Origin of the sequence: Nostoc sp. (assembly GCF_036917375.1) — a bacterium.
Classification (GTDB): Bacteria; Cyanobacteriota; Cyanobacteriia; order Cyanobacteriales; family Nostocaceae; genus Nostoc.
Window position 1 is genome coordinate 19,362 of record NZ_JBALDN010000003.1, and the last position, 25,782, is coordinate 45,143.

Annotated in this window: 21 protein-coding genes; 12 read left to right on the forward strand and 9 right to left on the reverse strand. The window is 41.3% G+C overall.

Annotated features, from left to right (window positions below):
- Window positions 1–116: 116 nt before the first annotated feature.
- Window positions 117–443: a coiled-coil domain-containing protein gene (locus V7K45_RS00925; RefSeq protein ID WP_334999501.1), complete on the forward strand. Its 327-nt coding sequence runs from the start codon at window positions 117–119 to the stop codon at window positions 441–443.
- On the opposite strand, the gene scyF is transcribed toward V7K45_RS00925, so the two are convergent.
- The 7 genes from scyF to V7K45_RS00960 all read right to left on the reverse strand — a co-directional run bounded on the left by scyF (window position 414) and on the right by V7K45_RS00960 (window position 9,365).
- Window positions 414–1,610, reverse strand: a complete 1,197-nt coding sequence (scyF, locus tag V7K45_RS00930) for a scytonemin biosynthesis PEP-CTERM protein ScyF (protein WP_334999503.1) — start codon at window positions 1,608–1,610, stop codon at window positions 414–416. The genes V7K45_RS00925 and scyF overlap by 30 nt on opposite strands.
- A 395-nt stretch (window positions 1,611–2,005) precedes the next feature.
- On the reverse strand, window positions 2,006–3,379 hold the full coding sequence (locus tag V7K45_RS00935) for a ScyD/ScyE family protein (protein ID WP_334999505.1): 1,374 nt from the start codon (window positions 3,377–3,379) through the stop codon (window positions 2,006–2,008).
- 152 nt (window positions 3,380–3,531) lie between these two features.
- Window positions 3,532–4,797, reverse strand: a complete 1,266-nt coding sequence (locus V7K45_RS00940) for a ScyD/ScyE family protein (RefSeq protein WP_334999507.1) — start codon at window positions 4,795–4,797, stop codon at window positions 3,532–3,534.
- Between the two features lie 80 nt (window positions 4,798–4,877).
- The gene (gene scyC, locus V7K45_RS00945) at window positions 4,878–5,846 is read right to left on the reverse strand and encodes a scytonemin biosynthesis cyclase/decarboxylase ScyC (RefSeq protein WP_334999511.1); all 969 of its coding nucleotides are present in this window, start codon (window positions 5,844–5,846) and stop codon (window positions 4,878–4,880) included.
- Between the two features lie 25 nt (window positions 5,847–5,871).
- A complete protein-coding gene (gene scyB / locus V7K45_RS00950; RefSeq protein ID WP_334999513.1) occupies window positions 5,872–6,933 on the reverse strand; it encodes a tryptophan dehydrogenase ScyB in 1,062 nt (353 codons plus the stop codon).
- Window positions 6,934–7,239: 306 nt separating this feature from the next.
- Complete coding sequence (gene scyA / locus V7K45_RS00955; protein ID WP_334999515.1) at window positions 7,240–9,117, reverse strand: scytonemin biosynthesis protein ScyA; 1,878 nt, start codon at window positions 9,115–9,117, stop codon at window positions 7,240–7,242.
- A 38-nt stretch (window positions 9,118–9,155) separates the two neighbouring features.
- Complete coding sequence (locus V7K45_RS00960) at window positions 9,156–9,365, reverse strand: hypothetical protein (RefSeq protein ID WP_334999517.1); 210 nt, start codon at window positions 9,363–9,365, stop codon at window positions 9,156–9,158.
- A 1,425-nt stretch (window positions 9,366–10,790) separates the two neighbouring features.
- On the opposite strand from V7K45_RS00960, the gene V7K45_RS00965 reads away from it, so the two are divergent.
- Together V7K45_RS00965 and V7K45_RS00970 are read left to right on the forward strand one after the other, a co-directional pair.
- Window positions 10,791–12,770 (forward strand): scytonemin biosynthesis sensor histidine kinase, encoded by a 1,980-nt coding sequence (locus V7K45_RS00965; protein WP_334999541.1) that lies wholly within the window; start codon window positions 10,791–10,793, stop codon window positions 12,768–12,770.
- Between the two features lie 141 nt (window positions 12,771–12,911).
- Entirely contained in the window at window positions 12,912–13,781 is an 870-nt protein-coding gene (locus tag V7K45_RS00970; RefSeq protein ID WP_334999519.1) for a response regulator transcription factor, read from the forward strand.
- A gap of 9 nt (window positions 13,782–13,790) precedes the next feature.
- Here the strand turns inward: V7K45_RS00970 and V7K45_RS00975 are convergent, their stop codons facing one another.
- Window positions 13,791–14,993 carry an AAA family ATPase gene (locus V7K45_RS00975; RefSeq protein WP_334999521.1) on the reverse strand — a complete coding sequence of 401 codons (1,203 nt, stop codon included), beginning with the start codon at window positions 14,991–14,993 and terminating at the stop codon, window positions 13,791–13,793.
- Window positions 14,994–15,523: 530 nt separating this feature from the next.
- Window positions 15,524–17,920, reverse strand: coding sequence for an NACHT domain-containing protein (locus tag V7K45_RS00980; protein WP_334999523.1), 2,397 nt, complete (start codon window positions 17,918–17,920; stop codon window positions 15,524–15,526).
- 1,031 nt (window positions 17,921–18,951) lie between these two features.
- Between V7K45_RS00980 and V7K45_RS00985 the strand changes: the two genes are divergently transcribed.
- The 9 genes from V7K45_RS00985 to V7K45_RS01025 all read left to right on the forward strand — a co-directional run bounded on the left by V7K45_RS00985 (window position 18,952) and on the right by V7K45_RS01025 (window position 25,370).
- The gene (locus V7K45_RS00985; RefSeq protein WP_334999525.1) at window positions 18,952–19,326 is read left to right on the forward strand and encodes a hypothetical protein; all 375 of its coding nucleotides are present in this window, start codon (window positions 18,952–18,954) and stop codon (window positions 19,324–19,326) included.
- Window positions 19,327–19,400: 74 nt separating this feature from the next.
- The gene (locus V7K45_RS00990; protein WP_190728877.1) at window positions 19,401–19,655 is read left to right on the forward strand and encodes a TIGR02450 family Trp-rich protein; all 255 of its coding nucleotides are present in this window, start codon (window positions 19,401–19,403) and stop codon (window positions 19,653–19,655) included.
- Window positions 19,656–20,297: 642 nt separating this feature from the next.
- Window positions 20,298–21,164, forward strand: coding sequence for a ferredoxin:protochlorophyllide reductase (ATP-dependent) iron-sulfur ATP-binding protein (gene bchL, locus V7K45_RS00995; RefSeq protein ID WP_292774821.1), 867 nt, complete (start codon window positions 20,298–20,300; stop codon window positions 21,162–21,164).
- 32 nt (window positions 21,165–21,196) lie between these two features.
- Complete coding sequence (locus V7K45_RS01000) at window positions 21,197–21,991, forward strand: DUF5331 domain-containing protein (protein WP_334999529.1); 795 nt, start codon at window positions 21,197–21,199, stop codon at window positions 21,989–21,991.
- Between the two features lie 200 nt (window positions 21,992–22,191).
- Complete coding sequence (locus V7K45_RS01005; protein ID WP_334999531.1) at window positions 22,192–23,595, forward strand: ferredoxin:protochlorophyllide reductase (ATP-dependent) subunit N; 1,404 nt, start codon at window positions 22,192–22,194, stop codon at window positions 23,593–23,595.
- A gap of 172 nt (window positions 23,596–23,767) precedes the next feature.
- On the forward strand, window positions 23,768–24,031 hold the full coding sequence (locus tag V7K45_RS01010) for an AbrB/MazE/SpoVT family DNA-binding domain-containing protein (RefSeq protein ID WP_334999533.1): 264 nt from the start codon (window positions 23,768–23,770) through the stop codon (window positions 24,029–24,031).
- Window positions 24,018–24,272, forward strand: coding sequence for a PIN domain-containing protein (locus V7K45_RS01015; protein ID WP_334999535.1), 255 nt, complete (start codon window positions 24,018–24,020; stop codon window positions 24,270–24,272). The genes V7K45_RS01010 and V7K45_RS01015 overlap by 14 nt, the downstream gene beginning before the upstream one ends.
- Window positions 24,263–24,835 carry a hypothetical protein gene (locus V7K45_RS01020; RefSeq protein WP_334999537.1) on the forward strand — a complete coding sequence of 191 codons (573 nt, stop codon included), beginning with the start codon at window positions 24,263–24,265 and terminating at the stop codon, window positions 24,833–24,835. The genes V7K45_RS01015 and V7K45_RS01020 overlap by 10 nt, the downstream gene beginning before the upstream one ends.
- A 31-nt stretch (window positions 24,836–24,866) precedes the next feature.
- Window positions 24,867–25,370 carry a hypothetical protein gene (locus V7K45_RS01025; RefSeq protein WP_334999539.1) on the forward strand — a complete coding sequence of 168 codons (504 nt, stop codon included), beginning with the start codon at window positions 24,867–24,869 and terminating at the stop codon, window positions 25,368–25,370.
- Window positions 25,371–25,782 lie beyond the last annotated feature (412 nt).

The following is a 25,782-nucleotide window of genomic DNA, read 5'->3' on the forward strand; positions in this document are numbered from 1 at the left end:
GCTTTATTTAGTGTTTCCAGTTTTATCTCCCTTATTCCAGATTTAATGACCTGAAATTTTCGTAAGGTGTGTTACCCAAGGGCATAACGCACCCCACGAAACAGAAGTTTTAGATTTTGTTTAATCCACTTCAGCCTCTGAACTCGGAACTTCAGCCTTTGAACTTGGAACTTCAGCTTCTGAACTCGGAACTTCAGCCTTTGAACTCGGAACTTCAGCCTTTGAACTCGGAACTTCAGCCTTTGAACTTGGAACTTCAGTTTCTGAACTCGGAACTTCAGCCTTTGAACTCGGAACTTCAGCTTCTGAACTCGGAACTTCGACCTTTGAACTCGGAACTTCGACCTCTGAACTTGGAACTTCGACCTTTGAACTCGAATTCGGTCACTTTACTGCTACTCAATCATGAGAACTCAGCACTGTTTTTGCAACGTCTTCTCTAAACTGAAGACTGGCTTTTGTTGCCCACGTTTCCGTAATGTGACGGTAGCAGCCCCAAGTCCAAGCAATGCTAAACCCAATGCGGAACTAGGTTCTGGTACTTGCCTTCTGCCCCCTACGTTTAGCACTTGGACGCGACCTTGGAAGAAATCGCCCACATAAAGCTTGCCATCTTTGAGGGTTGTACCACCCGTCCAGTTAAATCTGCCTGGTGTCAGGTCGAGGGGATTACCAAATGGAGGGCCAGTTAATGCTGGAGGCGGGACTGGCTTACCTGATGCATCTAGGGCTGGTTGACCGTAGGAAGTCAAGAACTTACCGTTTTTATCAAATACCTGAACGCGGCTATTGATAGAATCAGCTACATAAACATTCTCTTGGTCGTCCACTTCGATGCCAATTGGCTGAAGAAGCTGTCCAGGGCCGCTACCTGCTGAACCAAATGCGTACAGAGGTTTACCATTTGGATCGAGTACTTGAACGCGGTTGTTATACTGGTCAGCTAGAAAGATATTTCCACTGACTGAGGAAATTCTTACACCTGCTACACCTTGAGTTTCTCCTAGTGCAGTGCCCAGAGTGCCGCCAATGACGCCAATTTGCTTTCCGTCAGGTGTGAATTTAAGGATTCTTTCGCCGTTAAAATCACCTACGTAAACGTTGCCAGTTTTGTCAAATGTTACACCAGATGGCCCAAAGAAAATCCGATCGTTTACGCGAGGGGTAAATTCTCCGTTTGCAAAGGATCTAATAAAGTTACCCTGAGGATCGAATTGATTGATGCGGTTGTTGTAAACATCACCTGCATACAAATCCCCTGTTACGGGATTAAAGTCTACAGTTGTTGGCTCGTCAAACTGCCCAGGCCCTGTGCCGCCGGAGCCGATTGCTCCAATATACTGACCGCTGGGACTAAATTTTTCAATTTTGTCACCGATGTTGTAGTTAGGAGTACCATCCGGGTTAACACCCCGTCCGTTAGCTATGTAGGTATTCCCCGAATCATCTACCGTTATCCCTTGGGGAACAAAAAGCTGCCCTGGGCCGAAGCCAGGACTGCCGATACTTCTGTCGTAAGTTAATGTTACAGCCTTGGCTTCGGCTGCTGTTGCCAACACCATGAATCCAGTACCAAGAATGCCAATTGACAAATTTTTGACCAATCCCATGAGTTTTAAGTCCTGGTTGTATAAGGTATACTCTTTCCTAGACTAATTTCGTTCCCCGTCCTAGTTTGGGAACTCTGAAATTTGGGCTGCTGCCTCTTGTTGGAAATGCAACTTTCTCTCTTGGGCAGCAGCCTATTCTGTAAGCTTTCGTTGGTGTCAGTTGAAGAAGGCAGGAGGCAGAAGGCAGAGGGCAGTCCCGATGAAACAAGTTTCATAGTCAAGCATGAAAATGCAATGTGAGACTGATCTATATAGATACTCATCGAAGGAGCATTTTCAAGTCAGAAGGTTCTTTTCAGAAGCTATTTACGAAGGCGATCGCTTCCGTTATGGATGGAAAAAACAAGTCAAATCCTCTTCCCTTATGCCTTCTGCCTTGTTTCTTAAAAGAGGGATTAGATAGTCTCTGCTTCGGTTAGCAATTCACCCAACTTTTCTTGGCGTTTGCGCTTGGCGTAAGCAGCGGTTGCGCCTACACTAGCAAGTGCTAGTAAGCCGACTACTGAACTAGGTTCGGGAACTTTTTCGATAACGACACCATCCACCCGAACAACCTCGCCTCGTCCTGGGCCGACACCGCGATTGGTAATATAAATCTTGCCGTCAGGGCCAATATCAATTCCATCAGCGGAATCTAGCCCTTGACCTGCTGCAACAAGTGTTGTGCGAGTGCCATTGGGAGCAACTTGGATGAGAGATCCAGGTAGATTTGTGATGTCACCCCCTAACTGGGACTTGTCGCTGAACTGTAAAACCAGCAAATCACCTTTTTGATCGAAGGTTAGGTCGGTGATGTGCGTAAAGCCATCGAGAAAAACTTCTGGTTTTTGATCTTCGCCAATGCGGAAAATCCGTGATTTCCCTTGTGGATAAGGAAAACCCGTATATTCGCCAACGTATAAAGCTCCATCGGGGCCAATTGCGCCACCTGTAGGTACTGATTGAATTGCTATTTTTCCTCCTGGAAGCTCCTGTAATAGCCCAGGAGGTAACTGTAATCCTGGTGGCAAATCTGACTTACTAATAATATTTTTAGGAATTGCGATCGCCTGTGACTTGCTTCCATCAAGCTTGATTTTGTAAGCAGTGTTCCCGCCGCCATCAACCACATAAGCATTATCGCCATTAACAGCCAGGTCATAGGGATTGGTAACTACATCCCCTTTATCTGGATTTTTGGTGATTTCATTCTTGGCAAAGTCAAAAATACTGCTGAGAGATCCGGTGTTCAAGTCAGCTTTGTACAGTTGTCCTAGTAGCGGCGTATTCAAAACTTTATCGGGTGTTGATGGCGGGAAAGTTGCAAGTTGCTGTGGTGGGAGTGGGAATTTAGAACCAAGGTTAAGTGTTGCTAGATCGCGGTTTCCTGGATAACCGGCAAACCCTGTCAGAACATAAGCATTCCCTTTAGAATCGAATTGTATGTCTTCAATACCAGCGCCTTGGTTGCCAGTGGGTTGCTCTGCTAAAGACTGAAAGTTATTAAGGATACGCTGTTTTGTGCCGTTTGGTGCAACTTTGACCAGTGAACTAGTATTACCAGCACAGATAGGCTGAAACAACGTACTCGGAGATGGTTGGCAATTGCCGTTGCCGCCGATACCTGGCTCTGCTACGTAGAGACTGCCATCAGGGCCAAAGCTAGCACCCCGTGCATTACTGATTCCATCAACAACTGTCGTTAGCGTTGCAGCTTGTGCAGATGGTGTTCCACAAATAGCAGCAAAACAAAATGTAAGAGATGTAAGAGCAAATGACTTGAGTTTCATACCTTTGGAGATTGAGAGTTAAATAATTTGTTTGTGGAAACTTTTATGGTTTTAAAGACAACAAATCCTAGTCTTTAAAAAACGCTGTAATGCCTTTATTGAGTGGCAGTGATATTGGCTTGAAACTCTTTATTTGAGCGCCACGACTCTATTTATGGGAGGTTTGGTAGCTCTCTCTTCTTATGCAACCAAGCAACACCCAAGGCAGCGATCGCTAATACACCTAAAGCAGAATCAGGTTCAGGAATAGACTTGCTATTTTCAATTCTGAGAACTTGTCCAAATCCTGGGCGATCGCCTCGGTTTGTGACGTATACTGCACCATCAGCACCAATAGTCAAGGCGCTAGGCGACTCTAATCCATCCCCACTCAAAAGAGTTGTGCGTGTCCCATCGGGAGCTATTTTGATGACAGAACCATCAAAATCACCCTTCCAAGCTGACTGATTGGCGTACTGCAAAGCATACAAGTTGCCCTTAGTATCAAATTCCAAGTCTGTCAGTTGGGTAAAGCCATCAGCGAAGACTGATGATTTCCCATCAGCACCGACTCGATAGATTTTTGCCCCACCTTCTGGGAAAGGAAAACCTGTAAATTGGCTGACATAATAAGCACCATCAGGCCCTTTTGCCACACCTGAAGGTACTGCTTGGGTTGCAAACTGCAATGGGCGTCGCACCACTTCACCTTCAGATGGAACTTGTGCTGGTTCATTGGATGGTGTCCCAGAAGGTGGAAAGACTGGATTAGTCAATACATCTTCAGGGAATGCGGTGATAGATTGCAAATGTCTACCATCAGTATTAACACTGAGTAAGTCGTTCGCACCAGCATCAACTGCAACTAACTTATTGCCATCTATGACGAAACCCAAGGGATTGCTACCGACATCACCACCATCGGGATTATTGGCGAGTTCATAGTTAGCTAAATCAGCAACACTCGACCAGGAATTGGTCTTAAAGTCGGGAGCAATGATTTTACCGAGGTCAGTGTTACCTAAATTGCGATCGCGAAAGGTTGGATTAGCCGCATACCCAATCAGAATATAAGGTTTACCTTGAGCATCAAATTTGATATCACGAGGCCCGGCGGCTCCAGTACCATCTGGTAATGCTATAGAAGGAAGTCCTGTAAGTATGCGCTCGGTTTTACCCTTCTCAATTTTGGTAACTGCCCCACTTGTGCCATAGCATAATGAATCACCTTGACCGCTTGCTGGTGGGACACAAGCGCCACTTCCCCCGATTCCCGCCTCTGTAACATAGAGATTACCATCAGGGCTAAAGCTCAGACCTCCGGCGTTATATAGACCGTCGGCGATTACTGAAAAGGATGCAGCTGAAGCAGCTTTGATTCCAGAAAAAGAGGCAACACAAAAAGTGAGGAGAGTAATAGTAAGTGGCTTGAGTTTCATGTGTTGCAATACAGGTAATCTTGTGGAATTGAGGGAAACGCAAAGGGACGCTAAGGCAAATGCAAAGGAACGCTGAGATTTTAGTTAGTAACTAGTGACTCTTGAGTTTTTGGTAGATAGCTCATTCCCCGGTCAAATGATTGGAGGTTGCCAGCTTTAGCTTCGAGCAAACGTTTGATGTTCATGCTCTCAGCGCCAAAGTCTTCAATCTGTAGTTTGCCGTGGGTAACAGTTACATCTGTTTTCCAGAATGTGATTCGATGCAGAATAAAACCAGAAGCTTCTGGATCTGCGAAAGCGTAAGCGGTTGGAATTAGTAAAGCTACAGAGCGCTGATAATATTCATAGTCTGGATAAAAGTGTTCCTGTTCAATCAAGTAGTATTTACTCAGACTATGAACCCGCACGGAAACTTTTACCTTCTGGTCATATTCATCTTTGAATTCACCTGATTCAGAAGTAATATCACCATTGGGTCGCAGTAAATGTGCCCACTCATCTATATTTTTTAAGTCTTTTAGGTATTCAATGCCGATTTCAATTGGGGCATCAACATAGATGGTGTCTGTATCGATAAAGTGGCTTCCTTTAGCTGCTGAGGTCAGACCAGCTTTGCGTTCCAAATTACCTTTGAGAGAACGACATTCAGAAGTATGTACTGTGTGAATTCCCTGCATAATCATCTGAGTCTGCCGTTTGGGATCGACAAAGCTCAACCAGTGAAAGTACACACCTTTTTCATCTGTTCCCGGCTCGATATAGTCGGTAGGAAACAGCAAAACAGGGTAAACCTGAAAATATTTCTGATACTCTAATCCACAGTGCCACTCAATGCCGTAGAAAAGTGGATTTTCTAGTTTTTTAACGTGATAGTAAAGATTTTTGTGATAACCGGATGCTGTTCCCAACCAGGTATCTTCGTCAATTTGCTCTTTCATCCGGCTATAAAGAGTCCATTCATCCAAGTTTTTTAAACTACAAAGGTAGTCAAAAGCACTTTCTGGTGAAGTCGCAATATAAGCTGATGTTGCAAAAGTATTTTTTTCCACTTCTCACTCCTGAAGATAATAAAAATTAAGCTGCGATCGCTTTAGTCTTAGTTCGCTTACTATTGTTGATCCGGTCTTCTGCTAATCGTCTGGCAGCATCGTTAGTAGTAACTCCTTGCTCTTTAGCAATCTCAAAAATTGCTAATAGCGTGTCATAAATGTTATGCACTTGCTTGAAAGCTTTTTCTTCGTCATAACCAATCATTTCGTTGTAAACATTAATTAATCCTCCAGCATTAATTACATAATCAGGGCTGTAAAGTATCCCTTTCTTGGCAAGCATTTGACTATGTAATTGCTCATTATCTAATTGATTATTAGCTGCACCAGCAATAATCGAAGCTTGCAAGAAAGGAATTGTATGACTATTAAGAATTCCTCCCAAAGCACAAGGGGAAAAAATATCTACATCAAGAGCATAAATTTCGTTTGGTTCTACAATAGTTGCGCCAAAAAGCCGTTTCACCTCTTCCGCTTTTACTGGATCTACATCGCTAACAAAAAGCTGCACATTATGCTCATGTAAGTGACGACATAGATTTTTTCCGACATTTCCTAAGCCTTGAACTGCAACTTTCATCCCATCAAGTCTTTTGGTCTGCCAACGAGATTTTACAGCAGCTTGAATTCCGAGAAAAACTCCTAGTGATGTTATGGGAGCAGGCCCGCCGGACTTTTCTGATACCCCAACAACATATTTCGTTTCTTGACTAATTGTCCGTACATCGTCAGGAGTAATATTGACATCTTGTCCGGTAATAAAACGCCCATTCAAACTATCAACAAAACGTCCGTAAGCTCTCAACAGATCGTCTGTCTTATTTTCAGGATTAGCGATAATTACTGCTTTACCTCCACCAGCCGGAATATTGGCACAGGCGGCTTTATATGTCATCCCACGACTCAGACGAAGTGCATCTTTTAAAGCAGCTTCTTCGTTAATATAAGGCATGAGTCTTGTCGCTCCCATCGCTGGGCCCAAGCTGGTGTCATGGATAGCAATAATTGCCTTAATTTCTGGATTTTTACCATGACAAAATAGAACTTGTTCGTGACCCATTTCTCTAACAGTTTCAAATAGCAGCATTTTGTCCTCTTGATATTGGTTGGAATTGTTTAGAGAAAGTAATGAACATTACAAAATGTAAATATATAGACACAAAACTACTCTAGAACCTTAAGATTAGATGGAGTAAAGAAAAGACTTAAGGCTTAAAAAAAAGTTTTAGATTCCAGCTTTTTGAGTGTAGTTTCTGACTAAAACCAAGCTTTTGTCGCTTCTAAACTCATCCTTTCTCTTTTACTGAATAAACTAATCCAAGCTGCGTTGTAAATTCCGCTTTGTTGCAGTGTTTTAGTGTCTATAACAATTGAATGAGATGGCATTTTAAAATCAAACCATTGGAAATGAAACCTGGTTGGCTGGATTTTTCGCGGCACTTGATTTAACTCCTTGTGCTGCCAAACTCTTATTGCGTCCACCAGAAGGTGCTGGGCGATCGGCGTCAATCACTACATCAATGAGAAAAGGAACATTTGATGCGATCGCTTGTTCTAATGCCGCTTCAATATCCGACTCTCTGACGACGACGATCGCTTCTGCTCCCATCCCACGAGCAATCATCGCAAAGTTTGTCGGTGGAAGTGTTGCATCCGCACCCTTTAACCCCAAGATTTTCATCCCTTGATGGCACATGTTGTAACGCGCATCGTTAAGTACAATCCAGATTGCGGGAATTTTGTATTTTACGGCTGTGCTGATTTCGTTATTCATCAGCATTGCTCCATCGCCAACAATCCCTACAGCTTTGCTATTGCTCGCTAGCGCTGCACCCAATACTCCGGTGACGGCGTGGCCCATTGCTCCGACTCCGGTGCTGACTCGGTAACGATTGGCTTCGGAAAATTGGAGTAGATGAGTTGACCAAGTAAACGAGTTACCACACTCCGCCATGACTATGGCATCGGTATCTTCAACAACGATCTTTTGAATTGCTGCCATCAATACTTCTGGCCGCACTGGATAATCTACCTCTGTAGCAGGTTCAATTGCTTTGTGTTCTGGACGAGGTAGCGACATTGTGGAATCAGAAGCATCCGGTAATTGCTGCAACAACTCTTTCACAAAAGCTTTGATGTCAGAGCGAACTCCGAAAGTTTCAATGTGGGGATAGGCTACACCTGGCACTTCTGGGTCAATATCAACATGGACAAAACCTCCTTGTGGAACTAGCGCCGAACTCCAGAAAGAAGTCGGTTCGCCAAGACGGGTTCCTAACACGAGTGTGCGTAGTGGAGGTTGTTCTTCCATATAAGTTAAGACCGAAGCATGACCGCCTAAACCTGTGACACCCACAAATTGGGGATGATCTTCAGGGAAGATACCTTTACCACGAGGCGAACACATAACGGCGGCTCCGGTTTTTTCAGCGAGTTCAAGGATTTCCTCTGCTGCGTCACGCGCACCGAAACCAACCCAGATAGCAAAGGGGCCAGATGATAATAACTCTACAGATTTAGCGATCGCTTCTTTGGAAGCTGTCATCGGAAACGGAGTAATATCTAGCTGGGGTAAAGCTATATTCTCAACTAAACTTGTCTGTACACCGGTGGGAATGCTCAAATGGGCCACAAATCCGCCTGGTTGCGCCATCGCTAATGCAAGTTTACGAAAAATCTGCGGTAATTGAGCCGCAGATTCAATCGTAATCGCATAGTTGAATAACGCTCCTGGGGTAAAAATCCCTCCAGTTGGCAATGTATAAGTGCTGGTTTCTTGAATAGCCCAACGTCCACGCTGCGGTGCGGAGGTGCAAGCTGATAGTAAAATTACCTTTGCACCTTCACCACGAGCCGCAAATAACCCAGTGAGGGCGTTAGTGATCCCCGGCCCTGCTGTGGTAAAAACTACGGTGGGGCGATTATTGGCAAAGTAAGCTTCGGTCGCTGCAAAGGCTGCTCCTGCTTCATGGCGGAAGTTCAACACCTCTATGCTGCTATTAGATAGCGCACCCCAAAGGCTTGCCATCGCACCACCAGCGACACCAAAAGCGTAGTTTACTCCCAAATTTTCCAACATTTGAGCGATCGCATCGGCAACTGAGAGTGTTGGAGCTATTTCATCGTTTAAAAAAGGCTGAATTCCCTCATTATTCTCCGATTCATCAAGCTGACGGGAGTCAGTCACAGATTCTACATATCTGTTTGCTGGAAGTTCCTTGTATGGCTCAGTGGTGATGAGAGGATTTGAACCAGTATAATTTTGACTCATTGGTTTCACGTAATTTTAGAAAGTTACACAAAGGCTTTTTAGTTTACAATCACAGCGCTAGAAATATTTATTACAAACAACTCTGTTGTTTCTTGCAGCGATGATCTAGCTTGGTCGAGATTAAAAATAGCCGATCGCTGCTGATTGATGCTTGTGAGCGCAGTACCAAAAATTTTAAAAGCATACAACAGTTGAGGCTGTGCTTCTTGTGACCAGAATAAAGGAGATGAAGACTGTTGTACAATCAAAAATCCTTTGGTAAGGATGTCAAATTTTTCGCTTCTATATGATGACTACAGTATTTTAAGTACATCAGCGAGAAAAAAGTAAGTTGTGTAAAGGTGTAGAAACTGGTAATTAACCCGAAGTTAAGCGTGTCTCATAATCTTTACAAAAATTCATATAGATCGCTTTAATAGCACCGATCTGATTAATAAAAGCTTGGTGAGTTTCTTGTCCGCTACAATAAAAACCTAATTTGCAATGAAAAATCTTTTGGTGTATGTGTCAATTCTTTCGCTTTTTCCGTGATTGTGACATCGCAACTTAGTCACTTTGAAAGATTGATATTCTGCGTAGGCGTAGCCCGCCGTAGGCATCGCAGAATTGGCACATTACCAAATTTGCAATAGGAAATTTTTTGATGTGGGTGTCAATTCTTTTGCTTTAGAACTTACACAACTTTTTATCTGAATTAAGCATGAGGCGATTTAACGGTCTTTATATTGCCAGCAAAAACTCTTTGAGTCAATTATTTGTAACGATAAAGACATTATTTTTTAACTTTTTATAGTTCCTTTGAGAGATGACAAAGTGTTCAGTGTGTAAATAAATTAAAAGTATATTTTAGTACATATTAACTACGGGTATATATTTAGTATAAAAATCTAGTGTTCTTTAATGATAAAACAAACACAAGAATATACCTAAAAATATACGTATCCTTTTGATACAGATGTACTTCTTAAGACAGATGACTAAGCATATTCTTCTATAGTTAAATCCCTGAGAGAGTAAGTTAAGATAAATTAAGAAAATAAGTTGATGAGTTGAAGTTTATTGATTCAAGCCAGGTTCAGCACTGCAAATTCATTTATGTTGAAAATCAAACGACTCTACACGAGTAGTTCGCTAAAGTCCTCGGTAGGGAAAATGTTAAAGGATAAAATTTTTTCTACTTTAGTCTTTCCCCAGTGGAAACCCAGGAATTTCAGGTTGGTGAACTCTTGCAAAGACGTAGTACTGCTAAGTCTTTACAAGAGTTCTTGATAACGCATAATTAATTTGTGGAGATGTCTATGAATTAGTTCTGGTGCAGAGCGAGTTGAAATTTAAAATATTTTTTCTACTGATTAGATAAGAGTTCAAAACTCTTAATCTATAAGGTCGATTGGCTAATCTAGATTTGATTTGCCTAAATTTTGTTTTACTATAAAAAGCTGTTTAAGCCAAGAAGATTTTTTAAAATATTTAGTTTTTTTAGGAAGATTTTGTTTAACAATTGAGATTTTCTTGGTATGATAAGTTTTGTTAAGTTAATTAGTAATATTTTTTAAGTTCTAACTAATTTTATTTTTTAACAGCCGAACAGTACACCAAAGATTTTAGTAAGTTATGGCTATTAGCTCTTTAATGGACATGGTGCTGATTGATTACGAGGGGGAAGTATGAATATGAATTCTGGCGAATATACATTAGCTAGATCGAATAATCAATGGGCACTACAACCAGAAATAGAGATGAAGTTTGCTCACTTTCTAATAAATCATGCTGTAGATGCTGCCTTCTGTTTAGGAGCAAACGCGCAGTTTCTTTACGTCAACGATGCCACTTGCCTGATGACCGAGTATTCCCGTGAGGAATTACTTTCTATGAGTCTGCATGATATAGATGTAGATTTTGCTCTGCACAATTGGTCAGATATTAGCTCACAGGGTTCCCTTGCCTTTAAATCTCGCTATCGGACAAAAGGAGGTCGGATATTTCTGGTAGAAATATCCATGAACTATGTAAAACACCAAGATATGGAATTTGGCTGTGCCTTTGCTCGTGAGAATATTGATGAAATAGTAGAATTGAGCGTCAAAAAGTGGACTGATGGATTAAGAGATGCTAAAGATAATTTGCAACAAGAATTTTCTCAACTCAAAGACAAAGAAGTAGAACTAGAAACATCTCTTTCTTTACTTCGTTCTACTCTTGAGTCTACTGCCATTGGTATTGTTGCAGTTAACTTTGAGGGAGATATTCTAAGCTTGAATGAGAAATTTGTGGAGATGTGGCAGATCCCCGAATCTCTAATATTATCTAAGAAATGTCCTCGATGCAAAGCATTTTTTGAGAACCAACTTAAAGATCCACAAGCCTTTAGTCGGCTGATTTGGGAAGTGTCTAGCCAATCTGATTTCGAGAGCTACGACATTCTAGAGTTAAAAGATGGAAGAGTTTTTGCACACTATTCTAAACCTCAATTACTTGAGGGCAAAATTATTGGGAGAGTGTGGAGTATTTGGGACATTACTGAATCAAAACAGACTGAAGAAGCATTACGACTGAACGCAACTAGATTTCGGACTTTAGCAGAAACGACAGATGCCGGCACTTTTCTGATTCAAGGTAAGCGGCTTTGCTATGTAAATCCGGCAGTAGAACAACTCACTGGCTATACAAAAGAAGAGCTACTAACAGGTTTTGATCTTCGCCGACTGATTAAGAGCAAAAAACGCAGGCAAGTACGTAACCCGGATGAAGCCGCTAACTTTGAATACCAAGAGATGAATATTTTAACAAAAAACGGCACGGAGCGCTGGCTAGCTTGTGCAGTTGCCAAGCTTGATGGGGGGCTTGATTTTGGGGGAAAGCCAGTCGAACTGATTGCAGGTATCGATATTACCGATTACAAATATGCAGAATTAAGTCTTAACCAAGCTTTAGAACAAGCCAAACAACTTAGCGAACTTAGAGCGCGTTTTCTTGCTATGGTTTGCCATCAATTCCGAACTCCGCTGAATATTGTTTCATTTTCTAATAGTTTGCTTAAAGAAGAAGTAGACAAACGTACACAGAAAAAAATCCAACCATTACTCGATCACATTCAAAAAGCCACCGAACAATTGAGTCTAATGTTGGATGATATTTTGTTCTTTTCTAAGGCAGAATCGGCAAAATTAAACTTTGAACCAAAGCCGCTTGAGTTAGTTCAGTTTTGTCAAGATTTAGTTGCACAAATGCAGATGATTGTTAGCAAAAAATCAATCAATTTTGTCAGTCAAGATAAAACTCTAACAGCCTATATAGATAAAAAATTGCTAGAGCCGATTTTGAAGAACTTGCTTGATAACGCCATTAAGTATTCTCCCTCGAATCCGACAATTAATTTAGAACTATCTTGCCAAAATGAAAAAATAATTTTCCAAGTAAAAGATAGAGGGATCGGTATTTCAGTAGTAGATCGACAACGAATATTTGAGCCATTTTACCGTGGTAGTAATATCGATCATATACCTGGTACTGGACTAGGACTATCGATTCTTAAAACTCTTGTGGATTTACATCATGGTCAAGTTTCTGTAGAAAGTGAAGTTGATGTCGGCACTACGTTTACTGTAATGCTGCCATTAATCAAATCAGAATTGACCTGTTCCGAGTTATGAGTGTTGATATAAAGATAATTGTTAATTAAAAATTTAACAATCATAACTCTCGGAACGAGTTAATTAATTTCATTCCTATTTAGATACTCACCAAAGAGTCTAGTAATTAGCTTCTGCAACAATTAATTGTAATAGAAAATTATGTACGAATCGTCAAAGAAAATTCTCGTTATTGAAGATGATAGCGTTACCCGCAATCTTTATTTGAAGGGTCTTGAGGCTAAAGGTTTTGATATGATAGGCGCTCAAAACGGTCGTGTTGGTATCCAACAAGCACAAAAAGATGTACCCGACTTAGTTATTTGCGATATCACGATGCCCGATATGGATGGTTATAGCGTTTTAAACACCCTACGCCAAGATCCTCTGACAGCAATTATTCCTTTCATTTTTCTGACTGGCAGTAGTACTAAAGCAGATGTTCGCAAAGCTATGGAATTGGGAGCAGATGATTATCTTACCAAACCTTCGACACTAGATGAATTGCTCAGAGCGATCGCTACTCGCTTGCAAAAGCAAGCGACTCTGCAATACTGGTGTTCTATGAAATCTGAGAAAACTCCAAAATCAGTATTTACAGATGATACTACAGCGATCGCAGTCGGTGTTGCCATCGCCTCTGAAAAAGAAGCCAACATTCGTCCTAAGTCAATCTTTCCCTGCATTCCGCAATTAAAAGAAGTTTTCGACTTTATCGAAGCCCATTATCATCAAGGAATTACTTTGTGTGATGTGGCTGTTGCTGTTGGTTACTCATCAGCTTACTTAACTAACCGAGTAAAGGAGACAAGTGGAGAGACTGTAAACTGCTGGATTGTCAAACGCCGGATGGCGGAAGCTTGTTTTTTACTCCAAAATAATAATGAGACAGTCGAGAAGATAGCGAAAACATTGGGCTATCAGGATGTGTCTCATTTCTCCCGCCAGTTTCGCCAACATCACGGTTTACCTCCCCAAGCTTGGCGCAAAGAGCATCAGCTTGTATCGCAAAAACAGGTGAGACTGTGGTGAAAGTAGATTTTATACGAATAGTTGTGTAAACTCATATATTAAATCCACCCTACCTTTACGTAACATGGCTGGATCTAATCTTTCAGTAGTGTTACAAGTCATCAAAATAACTAACCGTTGCTGCATCTGAATACCAGAGTCATCAATTACACTTTGATACAAAGTGCCATCTAGCAAACTCAGAATGTGTTCGGTTTTGTTATTGTATTGCGCTACCTCCGAAGCACGATTTTGCGCTAAATTATCAGCTTCGTTAATAACAATACAAATACGCTCTATGTAAGTTGGTGGGACAAAATTGGCGATCGCATCATGATCTAAAATAAAAATGACATACCCTAAAGGTACAAGAATTTCTTTTGCTACTGCCTGTGTCCAGACTGTTTTACCAGTCCCTGGTTGCCCATGTACAACAACCGCTAACTGGTTTTGATTTAAAATCGCTTGCTGTACAGAATCAGTAAAGTTTTGGATATCTGCGGGAAATGTCCGAATGTTAAATTGACTATGAACTTTGCCTACACGACTTTGATATCCACTCAGCATCACTGCTAGGTCGTAAGTTGCTTTGTTAATTAGTGGCGCGAGATTTTTCGCCATTAAAGTGTATTGTCGTCGGCCGCGATCGTAGGGATCGATTTGCAACCAAATGTCATATTTAGACCAGTAAGCGTAAACAGTATTAATAACGTCTAAGCGTTCCCAGCTAACAAATTTATCTATAGGAAAGTAAAAATCTCTTTCTGAGTAATACTGAGTAATAATATCGGGATTACCCAATACACCTAAAACTCGCAGTACAGTAATTTCTTGCAGTCGATTCAGAACATAATCAATAGGAATGCTACTACGACTGACAAATTGAACAATAGGTGTTTCCGTACTCAAAACATCTTTATAGCGATGATCTGGTGATTGAGGATCTGGCGTAATGTAATTCCAAAACTTTTCAACTTCGTAGCGGGTATTATCAGATACAACACTTAATAAATTAGCCCACCAAGCATAATTATTTCGTCCTAAAAGATCGGCAATATTACTCGCCAAATTCAAACTTTTTTGACTTAATTCGCGGGAGTCACTGTACAACAGTTGCCACAAAAACCCCCAGTCTAATTCTCGATTAAACGGTCGCCAACCGCAAGCAAGTAAGCTTTGCCGAGTATTATTTGTAGGAGTGCCTTCATTGCTTCTAAAATAGTCAAAATCCATATTTATCGGTTATGCAGCGTTAATTAAGTTATTTTGTGTTAAGTAGGAAGTTTTGAAAATTTTTTATCGTAATATCAACTAATTGCGTGCAAATGGTAATTTAATTTCCACTGTACTGGTGAGGAAGTCTTTTTAATTTAACTCATTACTATTGTAATATACTGTATTACAAAATAATTACTTGTGTCAATTTTTTTGACAAACCAATGGTAAATGACTGTTTACTTTTAGCGATTGATGTATAGCAGGAGGCAGGAGGCAGAAGGCAGGAGGCAGAAGGCAGGAGGCAGGAGATAAAAACCTTGCTATTTCTGAGATTTACGCTTGTCGTTATGTCCTAATCTACCTGGCAACTGCTATACCTGCACTAGTTATCCGTCTGTAGATGAGGACTTACAGCAGATTTCAAGTTGATGAAATACACAAGCTAGCCTGAAGGTACAAAGCTTGTTTTACTGTTAGTGCAGCGTAGCCCATTCTGACCGGAGGCGGAGCGTCTCCGGCTTTGCTCCTGAATTCTTACGCTTGGGTTAAGCATTTTTCTCTCTCCCTGCTTCCCCTGCCTCCCCTGCCCCCTGCCTCCTGCCTCCTGCCTCCTGCCTCCTGCCTCTTGCCTTCTGCCTCCTGCCCCCTTGCTCCCCTGCCCCCTGCCATTCCCACTTGGAGAGTTCTTCTATCGGCAATAAACTGGCTTCAATCTCCTGGCGCACAATATCTGTGATCTCACAGTTGCTATTAAGGCAATCGATAAGCAACTGATTGGCATTGTAATATTGTTGTAATACTTGTTGTTGCTGTGGGCTGAAGTGCCAGTGATGCTCAATGTTTCGATGCTTGGCGATCGCAGTTTTTAACTGTTCCATCCAAGCAGGATAACTTGTTTGCCACCATGTTTGAATGCTTTCTCTACTTTGTTCTGGATCGGGCAGTAGGTCTTTAAGTTCTTGTAAAGCTTGATGTAAGCCAGCATCTTGAACAATTGCTAAAGCACTACTCAGAGCATCGTTGCACCCATAGACATCGGCAATAGTGCATTCCATTACTAGGTTATCTAATGCCGCATCCAAAAAAATATCTCGATCGAAGATGTAGACAAGGGCAAAGTACTGGGTAAGCTGAGGAGTCCTAGTCAGGGCAAGATAAAACGCTCGAATTGCAGCAGGCACAGGAGCAGCGAGAGACTTTTGACTTGTCCAAGTTAAAAATTTTTGCAAATATGGATCTTGAGCCGCTAGCGCATCAACTTCTTGCTTCATCAACTGCATCAAAAAATCTGCATTCCGCAGCATAGCAACCGTTAACAAAAAGATTTCACGCCACCTGGGTTCAGTAATATGAGTCACCAGACGTTCTAACGGTTGTTTTAATGCTTGTAAATTATAACTAGCAACGATTTTTCGAGCAGTCAGGTATTCTTGAAACGTCAAATAAGAGAAAGAGAAAATCCCCCGCACTCGTTCTGCTAGTAATCCATGTTGCAATTCTATCGCCTGAAGTACCCCTTTACTATCTAATTCCAATTCCTCTGGTTCTGTGGAAGCATTCGGCAAATCACCGATATAATCGCTAATGTATTGCTCAACAATCCGTTGTTCAAAAAAGTAATTACCCTGCTCAAATGTCGCGCTAGCAACTTGACTCAGCAACTTAAGTTTTTGTGGTAATAAAAAACCTTCGTACACTTCATCCCGCTCAATTGCTTTAGTTTCGTCCCATTTGCCCAAGAGCAGGTCTAAACACTGCTTATAAAACGCAGCTTTTTGAGTTGGAAATTTGTTCTGATGATGAAAAACCCAGCAGGCAAGATGCAAAAACAACGGAGTGACAGCAAGTCTTTGAAATTGTAAATTTTCGGGTAAATCTAGTTTCTCAATAAACTCAAATGCCTGTTCTTGTTTATCCTGAATGTTGGTTTTCGTAACTGCTGTAAACCACTTTTGAGCAAAGGTAACAATTTGATCTTGACTAAAAGGGGCAATTTCAACATCTGTAAAGCGTCTGAGGTTCAAAGCTTTAGCTGCCGTGCGGCAGGTGACGACAAACATATTCTTTTGATACTTTTCAGATAGTCTGCGAATCTCATTGACGATACCCCTACTCTGTTCATGGAGTACTTCATCTAATCCATCTAGCAACAGCAATACTCTACCTGACAACAACAAAGTTTCCAGCACAGATGGATTTGAAATTCCACAGGTAAAGAATTCTTTGCAAATATAGTTGAGTAAATGGAACTCTCCTGCAACTCTCGTTTCGTCGGCAAAATCTCTTAAGGTGACAAAAATAGGAACCCGATTTTCTGCAAATCTCCCTCGGTTGCATTGAATTGCCAGATGTTGTAAAAAAGTGGTTTTACCTGCTCCCGGTTTACCCAACACCCGCAGCTTTGAGTAAGTTTGAACTGCTGCGATCCCCGCGATTTGTGTTTGGGATACTTCACCTAAACCAAAGCGATCGAATTCTTTTGATGTAAAGTTTTGCAAATCAGCAAACTCTAACCACTGAAGGCTGGCAATTTCCTCCAAAATGTTGACATCAATGTAAATATCGTCGATTCTAACCGGGCGAGTAACATCTAATAGCTGCAAAGTGCCGCACTGGTGTTGAATTTTGTCGAAGCGTTGCGATCGCACTTCTTGTACTAGAGCATCAATATCTAAAAATTCAGCAGCACCAAGTTCTTTTGATTCAGATAATTCTTCTGGAGGATTAGCCGCAATCTCGCGCCAATTCAACGACAACACAGAACAAATTTTTATAAAGATATGACGCTCTACGGGACGCCCAGTAAAAAATCGCCAAATTGGTTGGCGAGTCTTTAAGTTAACTTCAAAAGCCAAATTGTCTTGTGTCCACCCTTTATGAGCGAACGCTTTTTTAGCTTGTTCAATCCCGGCGAGGGATGCTTCGAGCGATCGCTTTACCATAGAAGCTTACACACATCAAATAAGAATTATTCAATTTGACATTATTGCAACATCCAGTTTCGGAACTACTTAGAAAGTAAGTTAGCTATTTTTGCTATTTTTAAATACTAATGATTTCATTTCAAGCATCTTCAGCCAATATCCTGTGATTGTATTATCCTCAGTAGAATCTGAAATCAAAAGTATCTTTTATGACTTCATATTTAATTTTATAGAAAGTTTTTTTATATCTAGTAGCTGTAGTGCTGCGGCAAGTTCAAACTTTATGTACGATTCAGTACTTGTAATAAGTATTCTAGCACTTCTTTATACTTGTCTATAAAATCTAAAAAGTTAGCTTGTTATATTTAATATTTAAATAACTTATAGCATTTCCTAAGCAGCAGGTTACACCCAAATCTTTTTTATTAAGGTTAGTACCTTTGAAAACGTACCTCACTAAGTACGGAACTGCTATACTTTAAGAAGTAAAGAGTAAAAAGATAATCCCGCATAAATTTAGGGGATTTGATAAGGACGTATTATTTCACAAGCACGATAAGTTTTTTCACCATCAGCATTAAAGATTGGCAAGATTGCAAGTGTTGTTATATTTCCACTTTGAAATTCTTTGCCTCAAATTATGCCTCTAAGCTAATCGTCCTTTAAATTGCACTATTTTCATAGTAATAAAAGCTGCAAACCCTCTCCCCCTTGCTCCCGTTCGGCTACGCTCACGGCAAGCCTGCGGTCTCAATGTGCTTTCTTATATGCTTAACAGCCTCCTGCCCTCACACAGAGTTAACATAATCTCAGGTCGCCTAGTGAATGCTGAAAATGATCATAGGTGTCAACTTAAGCTGGAAATAGCTTATCTGTTGGCTTCCATGCCCGCCCGAAAATTTATTTTCGGGCTAATAGCTTAAGTCTACTTCAGTAGACTGGAGATTTTTGGCAATATTTTAGTCATCTAAAGATGACTTTAGCTATGAGACGGGAATTTCAATTCCCGGCGGACGAGCGGTTTCACGTTAAGTTGACACCAATGGAAAATGATTGACCCCTACGACTTTGAAGATGATGACTTTGACTTTGAGGATGAAGATTTCTTGAAAATAAAACCCATCAGCCAAATGAGCGAAGGGGAAAAGCTACAGCGATTTAAGCGGTTCTTTGACAGCAGCAGCCGTGCCATGTTGCAAGACTGTCTATTTCGTATCATCAATTATGAAGATGGTACGGGCACGTTAGAAATTCTTTGCCCTAATGAAGTCGTAAGGCAACGCCTTTCCAAGAAAAAGCGCAAAATTACCAACAACATCAACACCTGCTGGAGTCATATCAGATGGTTTTCGCTATGTGTCCAGCAAGATAATCAGTTGGATTGCCAAAAGTTTACCCGTAACGGCGATTTGGTGACATTTTAGCTAGGGATTGGGAACTGGGGGAGATGAAGGAGCAGGGGAAGAAAGAATAACTAATGACAAATGACAAATGACAAATGACTAAAAAACAGAAATTTCCTTATCTAGTTGGTTCTAAATGGACTGCACAGAAAAAAGTCGATGGCTGGCGGCACTTCCAAGTTGTGAACCGTAAAAATCAGGCTAAGTGGGTTTATGCCGAAATGGTTTCTGCTTGCGATCCGAAAGTCCGTTTTTGGATAAATGCCAAATTATTGCAAGATAGCTCCCAGTGGCAAGCTGGTTGGCAAACATTACAGGAAATCCACGGACTTGAAACTGAGGTGTCCTGATTTGCTTCGTTCTGAGTCTCCGACTGGGAATGCCCATTAGTCTGCTGCTGCCTTCTTCACAGGTGGCAGCCGAAATATTTTAATAATCTTAGAGAATATCTGGTAATTTAATAAATTTTTACAAAATCACACTAACTTACTCTCAAGCAGCAATTAAATGGTTGTGACTAGCGGCTGAAAAGTGACCATTTATCTGCGATACCTTTGGTGAGCTACGCTAACGCAAATTCCAGTAGTATTTCCAGCATCAGGCTGCATATACCTCTCTTTCCCCTTAACCCTGCGCCCCAATGCCTTGAAAACACGTTGTAATACCATCAGCTAATTCTATGAAAAGCATTCAAAAAAGACGATTTCAGCTTTTTGTATTTTGTAACTATTTTTATAAAAATAAGTAATAAAAACTTTTTATTAAGTCTTTTGAGAGTTTTTAAAGTCTTTAAGGTTCATAAAAACCTAAATAGGTCTAATTAAGATTTAATTCATCGCATAAGACCGTTTTACAAATTAGGAGCCACTTTCTTTTCTATGTAATTTGCCCAATAATGACATCAACACACCTCACGCATCGCCATCTCAGGAAAGGTGAAGGCAAATGTTTGAGCCACAAGTTTGACAAGTAGCTATAAGAGGCAAATAAAAGTGAAACTAGCAGTCTACGGAAAAGGTGGTATCGGTAAATCCACAACTAGCTGTAACATATCGGTCGCCCTAGCTAAACGTGGCAAAAAAGTGCTGCAAATTGGTTGCGACCCCAAACATGACAGTACCTTTACCCTGACTGGGTTTTTGATTCCGACAATTATCGACACCCTGCAAGAAAAAGACTATCACTACGAAGATGTCTGGCCGGAAGATGTGATTTATAAAGGCTACGGCGGCGTTGATTGCGTAGAAGCTGGCGGCCCACCTGCGGGTGCTGGATGCGGTGGATACGTAGTCGGTGAAACCGTGAAATTACTTAAAGAACTCAACGCCTTTGATGAATACGATGTAATTCTCTTTGACGTTTTGGGTGACGTAGTTTGCGGTGGTTTTGCAGCACCACTCAACTATGCAGATTACTGCCTGATCGTTACAGACAACGGCTTTGATGCTTTATTCGCTGCCAATCGAATCGCTGCTTCAGTCCGCGAAAAAGCAAGAACTCACCCACTGCGTTTAGCTGGGTTAATTGGCAATCGCACCTCCAAGCGCGACTTGATTGAAAAATATATAGAAGCAGTGCCCATGCCAGTTTTGGAAGTTTTACCTTTGATTGAAGATATCCGCGTTTCCCGTGTGAAAGGTAAGACTTTGTTTGAAATGGCAGAGCAAGATCCTTCCCTAGACTACGTTTGCGACTACTATCTCAACATCGCCGACCAAATTCTAGCGCGTCCCGAAGGTGTTGTACCTAATGATTCACCAGATCGGGAGTTGTTCTCTTTGTTGTCCGATTTTTATCTAAATCCGGGTAAACCCCAGGTTCCTAATTCAGAAGAGGAACTAGACTTGATGATTGTATAAATCATCAAGTTCTCAGGATGGGGGACAATAACATGGCATTCTTTCACAGCTTTACAGATTCAATAAAGCAAAAGTGGTTGCAATTTTTCCAGAATAATCGAGATTGGATTACCCTTCACATGGAAGTGGAATCGGTCTACACCCCTGATGGCGGGAAGCGGCCACCTTCTTACCTCATCCTGGGAGTTCTTAACGCCCTAGAGCCAAAACTAGCGCAGTTAATGCTGCCCTTCGCCAAACTTAATCCTGATGCCGATACCCTGATTGAAGTGCTGGATTTGCATTTTGACCCAGATTTAGCTCTCGGTAATCGCTTTGTCGGCAACCCAGAAGTAGAGAGATATGTAGAAGAAGCAGCATCTGTCATTGACGAAAAGCCTGAAGATGAAACATTGACACATGCTCATACAAATGGCTTTGCGGCGGTGGCGGTAGTTGAAGAGTTCGCAATAGTGGATTCTGAGGATGAAAGCCTGGGAATCAGCGAGTTAGAGGAAACCGAAGATGCCTTTGACGATATTTCCTTAACCAACGGACACAACTCAAAAGATGAGTCTCTTCAAACCTCTAGTTTAGAAGCAGATGAGTTTGGGGAAATTGCCTTCGATACAACAGCTGCAACAGAAGTAAAGCTGGATGAAGAAGAAGATGAGGCGCTTGCAGATAGTTCACTAGATGAGAATGCGTTTAAAGACGTGTTATCAGATGTCTGGGGTGACGAAACAGCTTTGCAAAAGGCTGAAGAAAATAACGATTTTTTAGGGGAAGAACTGCCAGCAGGCGTTTTTGATGAATCAGAAATTGCCCGTCTCTTCCCCAACGCTTAATTATTGCCGTTCTTCGCAATTTTAAGTTTTAGATTTGGGACTTCGGCTACGCTCAGTCGAACGGTTTTGGATGAGGAATTAGGGAAATTGTCGTTAGACAGCGGATATTTTTGTTGTCCCAGCCTTCAATCCAAAATTATCAATCTAAAATCTGAAATTGGTTGAACTGCCATTAAATATAAAGGGGAGAAAAAACCAAAATGACTGTCGCTCAACAACCAGAAGCTTTAAGCTTTGAATGCGAAACCGGGAATTACCATACCTTTTGCCCAATTAGCTGTGTGGCGTGGTTATACCAAAAAATTGAAGATAGCTTCTTTTTGGTGATTGGGACAAAAACTTGTGGCTACTTCCTGCAAAATGCGATGGGGGTAATGATTTTTGCTGAACCCCGCTATGCAATGGCAGAGTTGGAAGAGGGCGATATTTCGGCACAGCTCAATGATTATGAAGAGTTAAAGCGGTTGTGCTTGCAAATTAAACGCGATCGCAATCCTAGTGTAATTGTCTGGATTGGCACTTGCACCACCGAAATTATCAAAACAGATTTGGAAGGTTTAGCACCAAAACTGGAATCTGAAATCGGGATTCCCATCGTTGTAGCGCGGGCAAATGGTCTAGATTACGCCTTCACCCAAGGGGAAGACACCGTATTAGCAGCAATGGCTAACCGTTGTCCTGATAAGGCTCCGGTGGCGGAAACAGAGAAAAGCGAACGAAATGCGATCGCTAAATTGCTCAACTTCGGTAAAAAGAAAGAAGATGTCGCCCAAGATGAATCTGAGTACGTAGATCATCCACCCTTGGTTCTCTTTGGCTCCCTTCCCGACCCCGTAGTTACTCAGTTAACCTTGGAACTGAAGAAACAAGGCATCAAAGTTTCCGGCTGGCTACCCGCGAAGCGCTTCACAGAATTGCCAGTACTGGAAGAAGGGTATTATGTCGCTGGTGTCAACCCCTTCCTCAGCCGCACAGCCACCACCTTAATGCGCCGCCGCAAGTGTAAACTCATTGGCGCACCCTTCCCCATTGGTCCCGATGGTACACGCGCTTGGATTGAGAAAATCTGCTCGGTGTTCGGTATTACTCCCAAGGGTTTGGATGAACGGGAAGCCCAAATTTGGGCAGGCTTGGAAGATTACGTGAAACTGATTCGCGGTAAATCTGTATTCTTCATGGGTGATAACTTGCTGGAGATTTCCCAAGCAAGATTCTTAATCCGTTGTGGGATGACTGTTCACGAAATCGGCATTCCTTATATGGATAAGCGCTATCAAGCTGCTGAGTTGGCATTGCTGGAGAAAACTTGTCAGGAAATGAATTCACCCCTGCCAAGGATTGTGGAGAAGCCGGATAATTACAATCAACTTCAACGGATTTATGAGTTGAAACCAGATTTGGTAATTACTGGTATGGCTCACGCAAATCCGTTGGAAGCACGCGGTATTAATACAAAGTGGTCGGTAGAGTTCACTTTTGCTCAAATTCACGGCTTTACGAATGCGCGTGACATGTTAGAGTTGGTTACTCGTCCGTTGCGTCGGAATAATAATTTGAAAGATTTGGGTTGGGATAAGTTGGTGAGAGAAGAAGCGAAGATTTAGATTTGAGTTTGGATTTAGCAACAGCATAATACTATGTTACGGGCGAACTTTTGGGTTCGCCTTTTTTTTACGAACCACAGAGGCGCAGAGAACACAGAGGAAGAGGAGGAATGGGGATAATCAAAAATGCTAAAATTTTTATATTACTCTTAGTTTTTTACTTCTTAAGTTAATGGAAATTATAAAATTGTCTTCTCAAGGACAAGTAATTATTCCCCAATCTTTGCGGGAAGCTCATCAATGGGAAGTAGGTCAAGAATTTATTATTATTGATATGGGTGATGGAATTCTTTTAAAGCCTAAGAAACTTTTTCCAGAAACTAAATTAGATGATGTAGCAGGTTGTTTAAAATATCAAGGAAAACCTAAAACTCTTGAGGATATGGACAATGCAATTCGCCAAGGTATAGAGGAATCGTGGCATGATTGCGGTTGATACAAATATAATTGTTAGATTTTTGACTCAAGATAATGAATTACAGTTCCAAAAGAGCAGAGAAATTTTCCAGACTCAAGATATTTTTATTGCAGATACCGTAATACTTGAGACTGAATGGGTGTTAAGATTTGCATACAAGTTTAAACCACATGAGATATGTACAGCTTTGAGAAACTTGTTTGGTTTACCTAATATTTACCTGACTAATCTTATTTTATTACAAAAGAATTGTGGATAGATTTTCCGTCTACTAGCCCAAGTGGCGGTGGAGAATGGCTGGAATTAGGAGGAGTAAAAGGAGCAGTATCTAACAATATTCTGACTGATAACCCACAAGGTTCAGCATATATAAACTGGAAAGGTCATTTCTTTGCTTACAGTTTTTACGATACTACTAATGGAGTTCATTACCATGAAGGTAAAGTTGGGAGTGCTAATCCAACTGGTACACACACTTATCAAATTGATCGCGATTTTTCTGCGTCAAACCAAACACGTTGGCGGGCATTGGTTGATGGTAGTGTAGCTTACTATCTTACAACTAGTTCTGTGACTAGCGACACGAGCAAGTATTCCTCTGCTGTTGCAATAAGCTTCGGCATAGAATCCAGTGACAACACTTATACTTTCACAAACGGAACAACAATTGACAGCGTGTATACGTTGCCTGCAACAACTAGTACGTGGACATTGTATCAAGGAGGTACTTCTAGCCTTGACCATGACACTTACAACGGCATGGCATCAAGTTGGCAGCCTTTTGATGGGGTGAATAACAGCGCTAGCTTTACCCACAACTAATAATTGCAGTTTATTGATTACAAGGGGTTTCATGAAGAAATTTGTAATTGGCGGTTTGTTAGGACTTTTGATTCCTGTGGGATACACACTAGCTCAACCCGTACCATCCACACAACCAGTTAAACCTGTAACTACTCCTAAACCAACTACTATTAGGCTCAGAGACAACAGTACGTTGACTGCCGATAAATTGATTCCACAAGCTAAAATTCTTGCCTGGGTCAACAAAAAAGCTGTCATTAAATCCATCAAACTTCTGCATTTTGGCGAACATCTAGCCACCCGTAAAAAAGTGGTTGGTATAGAGTCGGAAAATCCAGAGATATCCAGCAATCGATTAGTGTACGAATTGATTACGGAATTAACAGATTTTACAATTCCCCGCGCTGGTCACTTTGATCGCGCTACCATTACAACGATTATCGACGCTGAGACGGGAGAGGCTTTGAGTTCTGATATTGATGCTCCTCCAGGCGCGTTTCAATCTAACCGAGGAAACGCTTTACCACCTCGTGAGCAATGGAAAAACGAGTAAGGGGTATTAGTATGATTGGATGCTGTTTGTTAGTTTTTACTTACTAACCAGTGCTAGTGTTTTAATCTAGCTTTTTGAAATTTTTAATCCGGCAGCAAGCTCGCTGCCGTTTATGTTTTTGAGATTTAATTAAAGGATGGTAACTAGTCCATTGCCTTCTATTTGTGATTCATATTAAGAACTTAATGAAAGCTGTGTGTTCGCCAAAATTACAAGTATACGACTAAATGAGCAGTCGATTTTGCACAGCAAATACCTGTGCTTTACTCAGTATTCCCAATTTGAGTTGTAGTTTATGCAATAGCGATCGCTCTTTTTAATACCATTTCTTTATGAAGCTGCGCTAAATAAAGCTTCAAGAATAAAGTCGTAAGAAGTGAGAGAAGCAATCACCTCAGGTGTAATTGCTTTG